This is a genomic window from Mucilaginibacter paludis DSM 18603, from assembly GCF_000166195.2.
GTDB classification, from domain to species: Bacteria; Bacteroidota; Bacteroidia; order Sphingobacteriales; family Sphingobacteriaceae; genus Mucilaginibacter; species Mucilaginibacter paludis.
Window position 1 is genome coordinate 4,505,771 of the sequence record NZ_CM001403.1, and the last position, 16,764, is coordinate 4,522,534.

14 protein-coding genes are annotated in these 16,764 nt (G+C 41.8%); 10 read left to right on the top strand and 4 right to left on the bottom strand.

Translation table 11 applies throughout. The features are described 5' to 3' along the window. The first annotated feature begins 109 nt into the window (after positions 1–109). Together MUCPA_RS19025 and MUCPA_RS19030 are read left to right on the top strand one after the other, a co-directional pair. Positions 110–295 carry a hypothetical protein gene (locus MUCPA_RS19025; protein WP_008508635.1) on the top strand — a complete coding sequence of 62 codons (186 nt, stop codon included), beginning with the start codon at positions 110–112 and terminating at the stop codon, positions 293–295. A gap of 177 nt (positions 296–472) precedes the next feature. Next, the gene (locus MUCPA_RS19030; RefSeq protein ID WP_008508636.1) at positions 473–871 is read left to right on the top strand and encodes a response regulator; all 399 of its coding nucleotides are present in this window, start codon (positions 473–475) and stop codon (positions 869–871) included. Between the two features lie 62 nt (positions 872–933). Here MUCPA_RS19030 and MUCPA_RS19035 read toward each other — a convergent pair whose 3' ends face one another. Then, a complete protein-coding gene (locus MUCPA_RS19035; protein WP_008508637.1) occupies positions 934–1,665 on the bottom strand; it encodes an acyl-CoA desaturase in 732 nt (243 codons plus the stop codon). A gap of 325 nt (positions 1,666–1,990) precedes the next feature. Here MUCPA_RS19035 and MUCPA_RS19040 point away from each other — a divergent pair, with 325 nt between their 5' ends. Both MUCPA_RS19040 and MUCPA_RS19045 read left to right on the top strand, forming a co-directional pair. Then, a complete protein-coding gene (locus MUCPA_RS19040) occupies positions 1,991–2,713 on the top strand; it encodes a ferritin-like domain-containing protein (protein ID WP_008508638.1) in 723 nt (240 codons plus the stop codon). An 11-nt stretch (positions 2,714–2,724) separates the two neighbouring features. After that, entirely contained in the window at positions 2,725–3,573 is an 849-nt protein-coding gene (locus MUCPA_RS19045) for a ferritin-like domain-containing protein (protein ID WP_008508639.1), read from the top strand. A 171-nt stretch (positions 3,574–3,744) separates the two neighbouring features. On the opposite strand, the gene ettA is transcribed toward MUCPA_RS19045, so the two are convergent. Further along, complete coding sequence (gene ettA, locus MUCPA_RS19050; protein ID WP_008508641.1) at positions 3,745–5,427, bottom strand: energy-dependent translational throttle protein EttA; 1,683 nt, start codon at positions 5,425–5,427, stop codon at positions 3,745–3,747. A gap of 264 nt (positions 5,428–5,691) precedes the next feature. Next, complete coding sequence (locus MUCPA_RS19055; RefSeq protein ID WP_008508644.1) at positions 5,692–5,898, bottom strand: hypothetical protein; 207 nt, start codon at positions 5,896–5,898, stop codon at positions 5,692–5,694. A gap of 200 nt (positions 5,899–6,098) precedes the next feature. Between MUCPA_RS19055 and MUCPA_RS19060 the strand changes: the two genes are divergently transcribed. From MUCPA_RS19060 to MUCPA_RS19085, 5 genes are all read left to right on the top strand, one after another. Further along, a complete protein-coding gene (locus MUCPA_RS19060) occupies positions 6,099–7,148 on the top strand; it encodes a hypothetical protein (RefSeq protein ID WP_008508647.1) in 1,050 nt (349 codons plus the stop codon). Between the two features lie 647 nt (positions 7,149–7,795). Continuing rightward, positions 7,796–8,575, top strand: a complete 780-nt coding sequence (locus MUCPA_RS19070; protein WP_008508652.1) for a sensor histidine kinase — start codon at positions 7,796–7,798, stop codon at positions 8,573–8,575. Between the two features lie 3 nt (positions 8,576–8,578). Beyond that, a complete protein-coding gene (locus MUCPA_RS19075) occupies positions 8,579–9,220 on the top strand; it encodes a response regulator transcription factor (RefSeq protein ID WP_008508653.1) in 642 nt (213 codons plus the stop codon). A gap of 375 nt (positions 9,221–9,595) precedes the next feature. After that, positions 9,596–12,136 carry an ATP-dependent Clp protease ATP-binding subunit gene (locus tag MUCPA_RS19080; protein WP_008508654.1) on the top strand — a complete coding sequence of 847 codons (2,541 nt, stop codon included), beginning with the start codon at positions 9,596–9,598 and terminating at the stop codon, positions 12,134–12,136. 94 nt (positions 12,137–12,230) lie between these two features. Continuing rightward, positions 12,231–12,626, top strand: a complete 396-nt coding sequence (locus tag MUCPA_RS19085; protein ID WP_008508655.1) for a hypothetical protein — start codon at positions 12,231–12,233, stop codon at positions 12,624–12,626. Positions 12,627–12,700: 74 nt separating this feature from the next. On the opposite strand, the gene MUCPA_RS19090 is transcribed toward MUCPA_RS19085, so the two are convergent. Beyond that, positions 12,701–13,513 (bottom strand): enoyl-ACP reductase FabI, encoded by an 813-nt coding sequence (locus MUCPA_RS19090; protein WP_008508657.1) that lies wholly within the window; start codon positions 13,511–13,513, stop codon positions 12,701–12,703. Positions 13,514–14,171: 658 nt separating this feature from the next. Between MUCPA_RS19090 and MUCPA_RS19095 the strand changes: the two genes are divergently transcribed. Continuing rightward, positions 14,172–16,520: a glycoside hydrolase family 127 protein gene (locus MUCPA_RS19095; RefSeq protein ID WP_008508659.1), complete on the top strand. Its 2,349-nt coding sequence runs from the start codon at positions 14,172–14,174 to the stop codon at positions 16,518–16,520. Positions 16,521–16,764: the final 244 nt, after the last annotated feature.

Below are 16,764 nucleotides of genomic sequence, written 5' to 3' on the forward strand. Positions count from 1 at the left end.
ACTTAAAACTATTATTCAATCCGAATTTTTTCAGTAATCCTAAACTGATATGTTTAGCAGATGGGCCAAATACTGTAGAAGTTTTATATTTTAATCAAAAACCAGCATTATGGCTAAATCTCAGGCTACCTTCATGAAGAAGCAACTCGAAAAAAACAGGCAAAAAAAGAAAGAAGATAAAGAACAACGCAAACAAGAGCGCATGCAGAATTCTGCGGGTGGCGACTTAGATAGCATGATGGCTTATGTTAATGAATTTGGCGAAATAACTTCTACTCCACCCGAAAAAAAATAAGCCATCGGTCGGGCTTTACAGACATCTTTGGTTAATAGCCAACAACCTTAATTTTTATATTGGTTTTAACTAAGGCATTGGAGCGTATTTCAATATTGTGAAAATTTATCGTTCCTGGTATGTGTTTAATTAATTAGTTACCTTAGCGCGAAACCAGGCTGATCAATCCTCCCCAAAATGATTGATCAGCCTTTTTTAACATTGATTATTTATATGGGCCGTAAAAGGATTTTGATTGTTGAGGATGATGCCTTTATTGTTGATGCATTAAGCATGGTGCTTGAAGAGCAAGGATTTGATGTATCGAGTTCGGTAGATGGTGAAATATTTCAATCGCCCATTATTGAACATCCCGATTTAATTTTACTTGACATTCGTTTGAGTGGCACCGATCGGAGGGATATTTGTAAATGGCTTAAAGCGCATCCCGATATGAAACACATTCCGGTAATCCTGATCTCCGGGAACAGGGATATTCAAAAAATTCATGAAGAATGCGGCGCTAATGATTATATTGTAAAGCCCTTTGAATTAGACGATTTGTTGAACAAGGTTAACCTGTTTACCGCTAATTAGCTTAAACAAAAAAGGCAAACATTGCTGCTTGCCTTTTGTATATTATATTGCAATTTTTGCTGCTAAACTGCTTTTCTTAACTTAATTAGCCTAACCCAATGCATAACTTTCATGATGGGGTAAACCGGATCTATTTCAAACCAACGTTTGGCAAAATTAGCGCTGTTGGGATGTTTGTGGTGGTTGTTTTGAAACAACTCGCCAAGCATTAAAAAATCGAAAGGAGTACTGTTTTTTGATTTATCGTTGTTGTCAAAGTTGGCGTATCCGTATTTATGACCACACCAGTTTACAATGGCTCCGTGGATAGGGCCCATTAAAAAGTGGATAGGCAATAACAAATACATCCACCACTCGGTGGCAAAAGCAACATAATACCAGGTGTATAAAAGTCCAAAAACTATACGCGAGGCAATGCTTGATCCAATGCGGTCAATCAATGGCCATTCAGGAATATTTCCGGTAAACCGTGATTCCGGTTCTTTTAATCTTTTTAAATGGTCGCCATAGGTTAACACCGTAGCCCACATCAATTGGAATACGTCTGTAAAAAAATGTGGCGAATGCGGATCTTTTTCGGTATCGCTATAAGCATGGTGTTCACGATGCATCAGCGCGTAAGCTCTCGGGTTTAAAAACGAAGACCCTAAGCAGATGTAGTCTAATAAGTAAATAATTCGCTCAAATACCCTACTGGTAGTGAACATTTTATGAGAGGCATACCTGTGCAAAAAGAAAGTCTGGAAGAACAGCGACAGAAACCAATGGGCTAAAAAGAAAATTAAAATATACATTGAGATTATAACGTAATTGTATAGAAATTGTTGTGCGAAAATAGTAAAAATAGCTAACACAAGCTTTGCTTTTTTGCCGAATTTTTGTCAAAGCCGCAAAGGTATTTTAGCGTTTTACTTAATTTATATTCTTGTTGCTATACGGTAAAATGAGCGTGTTGGTTTTGCGCTTTACGCGATGTTTACAAAAATTTGACTAAAAAGTTTATATTATTTGTTAAAAAAATTAACGCATTTGAAAAACCGTGCTAAAATTTCCTACGTAATTTGATTTAACTGAACAGGATTTAAAAAAATATCTATTCAAAAAAATTAAACAACGTCTATGGAAACTTTAACAAAAAACGATGATCAGCTCATCGAAAACAACAGCACTTTCAGTGCTAAAATGCAAAGAAGGTCCTTTTTGCGTTACGCTGGTGCCGGCGCCGCCACGGTGGGGGTTTTGGCAGCTTGTAAACGCCATCATGATGAAATTCCAGATCCATCTGCGATTGATGTGGGTAGCGGCGATGTAGGTATTTTGAATTTTGCCTATGCTTTGGAACAATTAGAAGCAGCATTTTACACCCAGGTTGTTGCTATGGGAAGTTTTAGTACCTTGTTCTCGGCACAGGAGCAGATTTATTTAACAGATATCCGCGATCATGAAATTGCTCACCGCGAATTTTTTAAAACTGCTATTACGGCAGCAGCGCCAAGCGGTATTATCCCAGCTTTAACTCCTGATTTTAGCAGTATTGATTTTAACACCCGGTTGGGTATTTTAAGCGCTGCTAAAGCTTTTGAAGATACAGGTGTATCTGCTTACAATGGCGCAGGCTCGTCAATTTCAAGTGCTGCTTATTTAACCATAGCGGGTAAAATTGTTTCAGTTGAAGCTCGCCATGCTGCATTGATCCGCGACTTGATCAGCTACGGAAGTTATGCCGACAGCACTAACCTGGATTCGAATGCGCTTGATAAACAACTAACCGCGGGAGCCGTGGTAGTGATAGCTAATGGATACTTAAAGACAAAAATTTCTGCAAACAGTTTACCTAAATAATCAACATCGCCATGAACATTTTCAGTATAGTAGAAGAATTAGAAAAGGTTGATCCTGAATTGAACGACAGGTTTAACCCGCGCCGCGCCGCCATCAAAAATATAACGAGCTTTGGCTCAAAAGTAGCATTGGCCGCTTTGCCATTTGCTATAGGTAACTTGTTTAACCGGGCTTACGGAGCAGCACCTACGCAAGGGGTAATTGATGTGTTGAATTTTGCCTTAAAGCTCGAGTATCTTGAAGCTGCGTTTTACAACATGGGCGTTAGTACAGGCATAGCACCGTCGGCAGATGCTGCAGCCATTGCCACCATTGCCTCACACGAAAACGCTCACGTAGCTTTTTTGAAAGGCGCATTGGGCAGCAGCGCTGTAGCGCAAACCTCGCAAGGTACCGCTGGTATCTATGACTTTACCGCTGGTAACACTTTGCCAAATTATTTTGTGACTAAAGATTGGGCAACCTTTCTTACTGTTGCTAACGCTTTTGAAGATACAGGCGTGCGCGCCTACAAAGGGCAGGCTCCAAACTTAATGGGTAGTGATTATTTGCAAGCCGCTCTTAATATTCACTCGGTTGAGGCTCGTCACGCGTCGCACATCCGTTTTATGCGCAGAAAATTAGCCGGTGGCAATACGCCAAAATCATGGATTACCGGTAACAACGATACGGGCTTTCCCGGCGTTGCCAACAACTACGCTGGTGAGGATTTAACTGTACAGGCTACGGTTGATATTACCAAACTAACAGGTGCCACAGCAGGTTCAACCATATCTGTAAATGCAGCCACCGAGGCGTTTGATGAGCCTTTAACCATGGCACAAGTTGTTGCTTTAGTAGCGCCTTTTGGCGTTAAGTAAGAGGAATAGCTGTATGTTGGGTCAAGGGAAATATTCCGGATTGTTGAGCCGAATTGTAATATTCTCCATTGGCATTAATGAATTGACTCAACCCAACCGGCATTATCATTGATCATATATTGCTAAAATAAAACAGCGATGAGATTTTTGTTCTCATCGCTGTTTTTTGTTTTACCCGGCCAGCTTTTTATATCTGATTCTTTTAGGAGCAATATCTCCAAGTCGTTTTTTACGGTTCTCTTCGTAATCGCTATAATTGCCTTCAAAAAAGTAAACCTGCGAATCGCCTTCAAAGGCCAGAATGTGGGTACATATCCTATCTAAAAACCAACGGTCGTGACTGATCACTACTGCGCAGCCCGCAAAATTTTCCAAAGCCTCTTCCAAGGCGCGCAATGTGTTCACGTCGATATCATTGGTGGGCTCATCCAGTAACAACACATTTGAACCTTTTTTCAGCGTGATAGCCAAATGCACCCGGTTACGTTCCCCGCCCGATAATACATTCACCTTTTTTTGCTGGTCGGCGCCGTTAAAGTTAAACTTGGATACATAAGCCCTTGAGTTAAGCGGCCGATTGCCCAGCATTACGGTTTCCAGGCCATCGGTGATGTTTTCCCAAACCGATTTATTAGGATCCAGGTCGTCATGCAGCTGGTCAACATAGCCAAGTGCCACAGTTTCGCCAACGCGGAAAGTTCCGGCATCGGGTTGGTCCTGGCCGGTAATTAAGCGGAATAGGGTTGTTTTACCCGCGCCGTTAGGGCCAATGATACCCACAATACCGGCTGGCGGTAACGAGAAGCTCAGGTTATCAAATAACACTTTATCGCCGTAAGCCTTGCTTACATTGGTAGCCTCAATAACTACGTTACCTAACCTTGGTCCTGGCGGGATGAACAATTCCAGTTTATCTTCGCGCTCCTTACCATCCTCCGATGCTAATTTATCATAGTTTGATAAACGTGCTTTTGATTTGGCATGGCGGGCCTTTGGCGCCATTCGTACCCATTCCAGCTCGCGCTCCAGAGTTTTCTGGCGTTTGCTTTCTGTCTTCTCTTCCTGCGCCAGTCGCTTGGCTTTCTGATCAAGCCACGACGAATAGTTTCCTTTCCAGGGGATGCCTTCTCCGCGGTCAAGCTCCAAAATCCAGCCAGCCACATTATCCAAAAAGTAACGATCATGGGTTACCGCTATCACTGTACCCTTATATTGTTTTAAGTGCTGTTCCAGCCAGTCGATCGATTCGGCATCCAGGTGGTTGGTAGGCTCATCAAGCAAAAGTACATCGGGCTCTTTTAACAACAGGCGGCATAAAGCAACGCGCCTGCGCTCTCCTCCCGATAAAACCGAAATTTTGGCATCCGGCTCAGGGCAGCGCAGGGCATCCATAGCACGTTCCAGCTTGGTATCCAGCTCCCAGGCATTGGTAGCGTCAATAATATCCTGTAGCTCGCCCTGCCGCGCCAGTAGCTTATCCATCGCATCGGCATCCTCGTAAACTTCGGGTAAGCCAAATTTTTCGTTAATCTCTTCGTATTCCTTTAAAACCGCAGTGGTTTCTGATACACCTTCCTCAACCACCTCTCTAACTGTTTTGTTGGGATCGAGCTCTGGCTCCTGGGCCAGGTAGCCTACGGTATAGCCCGGCGAAAAAACAACCTCGCCCTGGTATGATTTATCTAAACCGGCAATGATTTTTAACACGGACGATTTACCCGAGCCGTTTAAACCGATAACGCCTATTTTAGCTCCGTAAAAAAAAGAGAGGTAGATATTTTTTAAAACTTGTTTTTGAGGCGGATAAATTTTGTTTACCCCTGCCATTGAAAAAATGATCTTTTCGTCTGCCATAGTCAATATTTGAGAGATTCAAATATCGGGAAATAAGTGATTAGTTAAAGGGCGGAAAATTGATCGCTTGAAGATTAAAAGTAATGGAGGTGATGTTTACCGATGCAGACCGGTAAACATCACCTTTCCTAAATTCTTGCAAAGGCGCGTAAGTCGCTAAAAAGTAACTTTATAAAATTGTGTGTTAGCGCCTTTGCAAGAAATCGTAATTGAATAACGCCATGGGCAGGTGGCCGTTGTTAAGGCAATAAACCCGGGTGATTGTTAACCACAGATCTTTCCAATAATGGCGTCGCCTGCGGCAATAATACCGTTAATAGTTAATTTCACAATCGGGTTTTTGATTAATCCGGCAAGTATTTCAAGGCCTTCTTTTACTGTCGGCCATAATTGGCAGAATTTGTTTTGGTCAATTGCTGCCGTATCAAGGCTGATGTTGTTTGCGTTGGTTAGAATTTCGCTGGTGTTCATGGTTTTGAGATTAAAGGTTATTTAATGTTGATAGCGTCAAATTTCGGTTCGATATCAAAAGCAAATCACCGTATAACCAACTTTTCTTTTACCCGTATTTTTACGGTATTAAATAAGTGTAAACGCGTTGTATTTGTGAATGTTAATTCGGATTTTAGAGGTACTTAATCACAATTAATTAACTATTAAACCTAAACACCATGAAAAAACTATTACTGGGATTGTGTGCTTTACTTAGCGTTGCGTTTTTATTTCTGCGCTTTGACAACGCCCCGGAAAGAAAAACCCGGCAAGTAACTGTAAACAAAACGCTGAATGGCATTGACGAAGTAACTGCCAGGCAAATGATTGCCAATTTTGATAGTAATTATCTTAAGGATGTTGGTCCAAAGTCCCTGTCGGTATGGTACAGTGTAGATCAAATACGTGCTATTAATAACTTATTAATAGCTGAACATGCCAGCAAAAATACAGATGGTGTTCGTTTTTATTTTGGTTGTGATAAACCTGCAGCAGGTACTACCAAACTTAAAACTAAATTACTCCTGGTTTCTACAGTTAGCAGGCCATTTACCGATTCGACTATTAGCACACATGTGGATTATTATACCCATACGGCCAGTTTTTTAAATGTGGAAGCTGGTTTATTATCTAATGGCAATGCAACCCAGGTTATGAAACATGGCGGCTTTCTATATAACGCCAATGCTCCAGCAGAGGGGACTTGCGGAAATCCCAGCGGACACTTCCTTACAAGCGGTTTAGCTTACAAATGGGTACAAGCCCGTTGCGAGAATAATAGTAACAGAGACGACTCTGTTTATAATACTAAAAGCGAATGGTTTCCCTATTGTTTTTTAACTTCACTTTTTAGTGTAATTGCAGATGCCAGTCATCATTTTAGTGGTTTAAGAATTTACGAGGGCAAAGGCCTTGTAAGTAAAAAAGCGAAGAAAAAGAATCCCAGGGATGTTTTTATTTTAATGCCCACTCAATCCGCGGGTCAAATGGATAGAGATTACCCTGACTGTTTGGAACAATATTTACCTAATGGATTTTGCGGTGATACCGCAAAGGTACAGGTGATGCCACAAATACAGAAGGCAAAAAAGGTACAGAAGACCAAAACGATACTTGGGGTTCAAAACATACAGGAGAAGATGCAGAAGACTCAGGCATTTGCACCTCCACCTATCATTCATGGTGGGGGATATGACGAAGGGGAGCTATGCCCCGATGTTTGCAATTAACAACTATCAAATATTAAAATGTTAAATTATATTACGTTTTCTACCGCTTTTGAGATACAATGCTTTTTGGTTGCGATCTTTTGTTTGTCGAGAGATATGGAGTTGCCATGGAGGATTATACCCATCTATCTTCTGATAACTTGTATAGTTGAGTTTATTGGAATTTACTTAAAGCGGGAGCATCAGCCTAACCAATGGCCGTATAACATTCTATTGGTTTGCCATATCGTTTTTACGAGCTTTATGTTTTCCAGTCTGTTAAGTAAGTATAAAAACAACAGGCCCCCGATAATCGGCGGGCTTGTTGTTTTAATTTTATTTTATGCTTACGACTTGTTTCAACACGGTTTTTTACGATTTAATATTTTATGCTACAATTCCATGTCCGTGTTTTTTACGGTCTATTCTCTTTTTTATTTTTATTTATTACTACAAGAAGATACCTATATCAGGCTCCAGTATTCGGCTGATTTTTGGTGGGTTTGCGGCGTTTTGTTTTTTTATTTTGGCAACACGGCCATCAATTTGTTTCGCGGAAAATTAGCAGGCATCATGATTACGCCCAAGCACGCCATAACGTACTATATCTATATTGTTCTTAATGTGATTTTATACGGTTGCTGGAGTTACTCATTTATTTGCAGGAAATGGCTGACATCAAAAGTTTAATCATCATTACAACACTCATCTTCTTATTGGCGCCGGCTTCTATCATCGTTTATATTCTGGTATATAATAATCGCAAAAAAAAACATCTTGAAGAAAAAGCCCAGATGAAAATAGCTTTCGATGCCGAAATACTAAAAACCCAGTGCGAAGTTCAGGAACAAACCATGCAAACCATCGGTGCCGATCTTCACGATAACATCGGGCAGTTGTTAAGCCTGACCTCGCTAACATTAAGCTCGGTCGAATTGATCAATCCCGGCAAGGCGCAGCAGAAAATCGATACGGCTCTTGATCTCACCCTACAGTCAATCAAGGAAATGAGGTTACTTGGCAAGTTGCTACAGGGCGATCAGTTGATGATGTTAGGCCTGCCTGAAGCCATCCGCCATCAGATTAACTGGCTCGAAAAATCGGGTATGTATCAAATCACTTACCTTTGCAACGGCGACATTCCCGCATCCGGCGATCATAACAAAAACCTGGTTCTTTTTCGCATCCTGCAGGAAACCTTGAACAATGTTATCAAACATGCACGGGCTACTCAAATTAATATCAGCCTGGCTTACCTGGACGGCCAGCTAAGGTTGCAAATTAATGACAACGGTATTGGATTTATCGCGGGTAGTTTACCGGCAGAGCAGGCCGGCATGGGTTTACAGAATATCAACAAGCGCGCGGCCATAGTTGGGGGTGAGGCAAAAATTACTTCGCAACCCGGTGAAGGTACCCAAATTATTATTTTTATTCCATATCCTTAAGCAATGGAAACTGAGCAGATTAATATCGCTATTGTAGATGATCATACCCTTTTTAGGCGAGGAGTTGCCGCTTTAATGAGCGAGTTTGATGAGTTGCATGTTGTTTTTGAAGCCAGCAATGGCGAGCAGCTTCAACAGATGCTGGCTAAGGCTCCACTGCCCCAGGTGATATTGATGGATATCAATATGCCGGTGATGGACGGCTATCAAGCCACAAAGTGGGTAAGGGCGAGGTATCCTGAAATTAAAGTGCTTGCACTAAGTATGTTTGAGGACGATAAGGCTGTAATTGAGATGATTAAATGCGGTGCCGGCGGCTATGTTTTAAAAGAGTCTAAACCGCGGGATTTGCTGGAGGCCATTAAAACCATCCATCAAAAGGGAGTGTATATTAACGACCTCGTTTCGGGAAAATTACTTCGCTCGGTTACTCAACACGAACCCGTTTTAGACATCACTAAAAAGGAGATGGAATTTTTAAAATTAGCCTGTTCCGAATTAACTTATAAAGAAATAGCCGACCTGATGTTTGTAAGCCCGCGTACTGTTGATAATTATCGTGAGTCTCTTTTTCAGAAATTGACGATCAAATCAAGAACCGGCTTGGTGTTGTACGCTATTCAGAATGATATATTTAAGTTTTAATTAATTTAATAAAAGGTAAATTAAATTGATTTTGATGCGATTTTAAAGTTTATTTGTCGGCCTGTCTATTTGGCAGATAGTGACTTATTTTCCTGTAATGGCCCTGATTACTTGATAAAAGGCTGTTTTATATCAAATTATTGTTGCCGCACTTTCTTGTTTTAACCAAAATGCCTGTTTATATTTACCGTGTAGGCCGCTTTTATTTGGTTTGTAAGGTTAAATTAGTAATAATTGCACGTTATATCATTATAATGTCTGTTTTTAAACCACAAAAAAGCTTGGCAGCGTTGTTGATATGTTAAAGAAATTACGGTCTGGTAATAAAAACTATTTTATAGCTTAGAACGTTCAAACACTTGAAAGGTATTATATATGGAAGCTAAATTTTCGCCCCGTGTTAAAGATGTCATCTCATACAGCAGAGAAGAGGCCCTGCGCCTTGGCCATGATTATATAGGGACAGAACATCTTTTGTTAGGGCTTATCCGCGATGGTGATGGTGTTGCAATTAAGCTGTTAAAAAGCTTGGCCGTTGATACCGCCCGCCTTCGCCGCGCAATAGAGGATGCTGTAAAAGGAACATCGGGAACGAATGTTAATATTGGCAGTATACCTTTAACCAAACAGGCTGAAAAGGTATTGAAGATAACTTACCTGGAAGCTAAGATTTTTAAAAGTGACGTGATTGGTACGGAGCATCTGCTGCTATCGATATTACGTGATGAAGATAATATTGCATCGCAAATACTGATGCAGTTTAACGTAAATTACGAAATATTTAAAGGGGAAGTGGATTCGCATAAAAACGACGTTACTGACGAGATGCCTGGTTCTTCAACCGGCGGAGATGATGATTTCCGAGAGGAAGAATCGTTCAGCCAGCCTAAGAAAGTGTCGGACATTAAATCAAAAACTCCGGTTTTAGATAACTTTGGCCGCGATTTAACCAAGGCCGCCGAGGATGGCAAACTTGACCCGATTGTTGGCCGTGAGAAGGAAATTGAAAGGGTATCGCAAATCCTATCCCGTCGTAAAAAGAATAACCCTATCCTCATCGGTGAACCTGGTGTTGGTAAATCGGCGATAGCCGAAGGATTAGCTTTACGCATAGTACAACGTAAAGTGTCAAGGGTATTATTTAACAAACGTGTAGTTACGCTTGATTTAGCTTCATTGGTGGCCGGTACCAAATACCGCGGCCAGTTTGAGGAAAGAATGAAGGCCGTAATGAACGAGCTTGAAAAATCGCCGGATGTAATTTTGTTTATCGATGAGATTCATACCATTGTTGGTGCTGGCGGAGCTTCTGGTTCGTTAGATGCATCAAATATGTTTAAACCGGCCTTAGCCCGTGGAGAAATCCAATGCATCGGTGCCACTACGTTGGATGAATATCGTCAGTATATTGAAAAGGATGGCGCTTTAGACCGTCGTTTTCAAAAAGTGATGGTTGAACCAGCTACACCTGATGAAACCATTGAAATATTGAACCGCATTAAGGAAAAATACGAAGAGCACCATGGTGTTACCTATACTCCTGAAGCTATCAATGCTTGTGTTGCCTTAACCGCCCGTTACATTACCGACAGGTTTTTACCTGACAAGGCTATTGATGCCTTAGACGAATCGGGATCACGCGTTCACTTAACCAATATCCATGTGCCTCAAAATATATTGGATGTTGAACAGAAGATTGAACAGATCAAGATCGAAAAAAACAAAGTAGTCCGCAGTCAAAAATACGAGGAAGCCGCCAAGCTTCGCGATACAGAAAAACATTTACTGGAAGAACTTGAACAAGCCAAAGCGGTTTGGGAAGCCGAAACCAAATCAAAACGTTATACTGTTACCGAGGATAATGTAGCCGAAGTAGTATCAATGATGACAGGTATACCTGTACAGCGTGTTGGACAGGCTGACAGCCAGAAACTGCTGAACATGGCCGAAAAGGTTGCCGATAAGATTATCGGCCAGGATGATGCCATTAAAAAATTAGCTAAAGCTATCCAGCGTACCCGTGCCGGATTAAAAGATCCGAAGAAGCCAATAGGTAGCTTTATATTTTTGGGACCTACAGGTGTTGGTAAAACGGAATTGGCTAAAGAGCTTGCCCGCTTTATGTTTGATACCGAAGACGCTTTGATCCAGATTGACATGAGTGAATACATGGAAAAATTTGCGGTATCGCGTTTGGTAGGAGCGCCTCCGGGGTATGTAGGTTACGAAGAAGGCGGACAGCTAACCGAAAAGGTACGCAGAAAACCATACTCGGTAGTGTTGTTGGATGAGATTGAAAAAGCGCACCCTGATGTATTTAATATCCTGTTGCAGGTGTTAGACGAAGGCCAGTTGACTGATTCTTTAGGTCGCAAGGTTGATTTCAGAAACACCATCGTGATTATGACATCAAACATTGGTGCCCGCCAGTTGAAAGATTTTGGGCAAGGCGTTGGTTTTAGCACCGCTGCCAAGGTAAATCAGGCTGATTCGCATTCAAGAGGTGTGATTGAAAGCGCTTTGAAACGTGCCTTTGCACCCGAGTTCTTAAATCGTATTGATGATGTCATCGTGTTTAACTCTTTGGGTAAAGAAGAGATATTCAAAATTATCGATATTGAGTTAGCATCATTGTTTGGTAGAGTACACGCTTTAGGTTACGATATTAAGCTGACAGAGAACGCCAAAGAATTTATTGCCGAAAAAGGTTTCGATTCGCAATTTGGAGCTCGTCCGTTAAAACGTGCTATCCAGAAATACCTGGAAGATCCGATTGCCGAAGAGATTTTGAAAGGTGAATTAGTTGAAGGTGAAATTATGGATGTTGATTTTGACAAGGAAACCAACGAGATAAAAGTAATTGGCAAACACACCGGCGGCGAGCGGAAGCAGGAAGAAGAGGAGAAAAAGGACTGATCGCTTTTAAATATTAATCAATAAATAAAATGCCTCTGATTTTTGTCGGAGGCATTTTCCATAATCGGCTTATAAGTCGGCAACCATCAAACCTATGAAGCTTTATTTATCATTTCTATTTATCCCCTTGTTGCTTTTATTTTCATCCTGCACCAAATCCGTTCAAGAGGTAACTCCAAATCAAACCATTGTTACTTCAATTGCACGTAGTGCGTGGGCTACATCTGATAGCGGTAAAACTTATTCTACCACCATCAGCATGCCCGAAATTGATGACTATTTTAATAAATACGGAGCTGTGTTAGTTTATGCTACGTTTGACGGAACAACTTACGAACAAATACCCGAAGTTTACAGCGGTGTTGCCTACAGTTTTAGTCATAGCGTAGGCAAAATTACTATCGATATTCAGGCCTCTGACGGTGTGTCGACCGTTACACCGCCGGGTTCAATTATTGTTAAAATAGTTTTGATAACATCCGCTCTGTAAATTAACCGGGTTTATACCACAAAAAAAACCTCAGCCGGATATGGGCTGAGGTTTTTTTGTGGTATGCTGTTAAGCTATTTTTCCATTTGCTCAATAACCGCCTGGCTAACTCCGGTAAAAGAGAAACCACCATCGTGAAAGAGGTTTTGCATAGTTACCATTTTGGTAAGGTCGGAAAATAGAGATACGCAGTAATTAGCACACTCTTGAGCGGTGGCATTGCCAAGAGGGCTCATTTTTTCAGCATAGCTGATAAAGCCGTCGAAGCCTTTAACGCCCGAGCCTGCTGTGGTACGTGTTGGCGATTGCGATATGGTATTAACGCGCACATTCTTTTTAACCCCATATTGGTAGCCAAAGTTGCGGGCAATACTTTCTAAATACGCTTTGTTATCGGTCATGTCGTTATAGTCCGGGAATACGCGCTGGGCAGCAATATAAGTTAAGGCTACTACAGATCCCCACTCGTTAATGGCATCCATCTTCATGGCTGTTGCTAAAACACGGTGCAGGCTCAGTGCCGATATATCAAGGCCCTTATGGGTAAACTCGTAATTGTTCTCGGTATAGTGAATGCCTTTACGCACATTGATGCTCATGCCTATGGAGTGTAAAATAAAATCTACACCGCCACCAAAATGTTCCATGCTTTTGGTAAGCAGGTTTTCAATATCTTCGGTTATAGTAACGTCTGCCGGGATAACCGGTGCGTTAATTTCTTCAGCCAGTTTATTGATAGTACCCATGCGCAGGGCGATAGGTGCATTGGTTAATACCAGTTCGGCGCCTTCAGCATGACATGCTTGAGCGGTTTTCCAGGCGATAGAATTTTCGTCCAACGCGCCAAAGATGATCCCTTTTTTACCTTTTAATAAGTTGTATGCCATTGTAGTATTTTGTTTACGGCTGTAAAAATAAAATTATTTATCGGTTACTGAGAATTTGGGGCAGATAGTTTTATTATCTTAGTTGATGACGGGCTAAAACGGCTTAATGAGGTACTGGTAGTCGCCGAAAGTAAGTTTTGGCGATGCGAACAAAACCTCTAACCCAAAGTGTACGAATCGGAAGTTTTGGGCTTCAGCGTATATTACCGCTACAATTCATTTAAAATCATCGACCAGAACCAAATTGAACTTGAGGGCAACAATAATTATACAGTAAACTAAATTAATTATTCTCAAGTGTGATGTGAGCGCCAAATACGTCAATCGATGCCATTCAAAAAAACATAATTTAGAGTGACCCTAAGCGGTGATATCCCTAATTCAAATACAACCCAATTCTTTTGAACCGTTAGGTGTGCTATCTCAAAATGATGACCTGCTCTACATATGTGTCACAATCCCCCCCCCAAAATAAATAATCTGCGACAAATTGACTTTGCGAAATATAGTCTTATAGTATCTTTAAAATAATATTAAATGTTGTTTTTACAATTAATGTTTATGATATTAGTGCCACACAAAAGCCAATTATAATTTATGCTTTGCTTGCCAGGCTAAAGCTTCAAAAATTATTTGTGCAGTATAAACCATTAAGCGTATGAGATTATCTTTGATTGCAGGCTATTTATTTCTTTCAGTTTCGCTTTGCGCGCAATCACCAGCCCAACTTAAAACATTTCGTTTACAGGAGGTGAAGCTGTTGCCCGGTATTTTTAACGATGCCGAAAATGCCGATCTTAAATACATGATGCAGTTATCGCCGGATAAATTGCTTGCTCCTTATCTTCGCGAAGCGGGCTTAAAACCCAAGGCTGAGAGCTATACCAACTGGGAAAATTCCGGTCTGGACGGTCATATTGGTGGGCATTACCTGTCGGCCTTAGCCATGATGTATGCCTCTACTGGTGATAAGCAAGCGTTAGACAGGCTTAATTACATGATAGCCGAATTGAAGATATGCCAGGATAAAAACGGCAATGGCTATGTTGGTGGTGTACCGGGTAGTAAGGAGCTTTGGGCCGCGGTAATGCAAGGCGACGTTGGCGCCATTAATAAAAAATGGGTTCCATTTTACAATATCCATAAAACATTTGCCGGCCTTCGTGATGCCTATACCTATGCCGGGAACGAAACGGCTAAGGTAATGCTGATTAAGTTTGCCGACTGGTTTGTAATGATCGCTACCAGTATCACACCGCAAAAAATGCAGGAAATGTTAAAAACAGAGCATGGCGGTGTTAACGAAGTACTGGCAGATGTGTATGCCCTTACCGGGGATAAAAAATATTTAACCGCGGCTTATAGTTTTTCGCACCAGGCTATCCTGGAGCCGCTGGAGCAAGGGCAGGATAAATTAAACAACCTGCATGCCAATACCCAAATCCCGAAGGTGATCGGTTTTAAAAGGATATCGGATGTTACTGCCGACAGCAATTATAACAAAGCGGCGCAATTTTTCTGGCAAACGGTAGTGCAGCACCGCACAGTGGCCATCGGCGGTAACAGCGTCAGGGAGCATTTTAATCCCTCGAACGATTTTTCGTCGATGATAACAACTGAGCAGGGACCCGAAACCTGCAATACTTACAATATGTTGAAGCTTACCGAAGATCTTTACCTATCGGATCCCAGGGTTAGTTATATCGATTACTATGAGCGCGCTTTGTACAACCATATCCTGTCGACAGAGCGGCCGGGCGGCGGCTTTGTTTATTTCACCCCAATGCGGCCCGGTCATTACCGGGTGTACTCGCAGCCGCAAACCAGTATGTGGTGCTGTGTGGGCTCGGGCATGGAAAACCATGCCAAGTATGGCGAGATGATCTACGCTCACGATCAAAATAACGTGTTTGTTAATTTATTTATTCCATCTACCTTAAACTGGAAACAAAAAGGACTTGTGCTTACCCAGCACACCAATTTTCCGGAGGAGGAAAAAACATCCATCACCATTAACGCGGTTAGACCAGGGGCCTTCGCCATCAATATCAGGTATCCATCGTGGGTGCACACCGGAGCGCTCAAGGTGACGGTTAATGGCACACCAATAAAAGTAAGTGCAAAATCTTCCGCCTATGTAAGCATCAACCGAGTATGGAAAAAGGGAGACGTAATTGGTGTTACCCTGCCCATGCAAACTACAACCGAGCAATTGCCCGATGGTTTAAATTACGAGGCTGTTTTGCACGGCCCTATAGTTTTGGCCGCTGTGCTTGATACCACTAACATGCGCGGGCTATTAGCCGACGACAGCAGGATGGGGCATGCAGCGCAAGGCAAACTATACCCCTTGCAAAATATGCCCATGTTTGTGAATGCCAGCCTGCATGATGCCGAATTAATTGACCCCGTTGCCGGAGAACCATTAACCTACCGCGCACAAAAGCTGATTTATCCGGCCCGTTACAGTTCGTTAAAACTAATCCCTTTTTATAAAATTCACGATGCCCGTTATGTGATTTACTGGCAAAGGGAAACACCCGAAAGTCTGGCCGGTATACAGAAAAAAATGGCCGAAGAAGATGCCGCCGCCCAGCGGCTTGCAGCTATAACCATAGATATGGTGAACGCCGGGGAACAACAGCCAGAATCAGACCATTTTATTGAAAGCGAAAAATCAGGCACGGGCGTTAACCGCGACCGCCATTGGCGCGATGCGAGGGGCTGGTTCAGTTATCAGCTCAAGGATAAAAATAAAGAGACAGGCAGCCTTAGGGTTACTTATTTCGGCAGGGATATAGACAGGCACTTTTCTATCCTGGTAAACAACCAGCAGGTAGCACAGGTTACCGCGGATGGCAGTAAAGGCAATGGGTTTTATACCGAAGATTATCCTATCCCGGCAGATGTTTTAAAATCATCCAATGGAGTTCTTCAAGTTAAGTTCCAGGCGGCGGATGGTTCTATGACAGCCGGTGTATATGAAGTAAGGCTCATTAAAAAATAAGCGCTTAAAGGGCTTACGTTAAACCGGAGTAAGGTTTTACGGCGAGCTTATTCGCTATTTTAAATTTAAAAACATCCTCATTGAAACAGTATTGTTTATGAGGATGTTTTTGTGACTCTATGACGCTTTGTATGGGTACTAAAAAATCGATTTGTAAGTGATAGGCTAAGCCAATATTTTACTATGATATTTTTCGTGAAATTCCCCTACTTTTTTAAGATCTTATTTTTAATTTAACCATTGA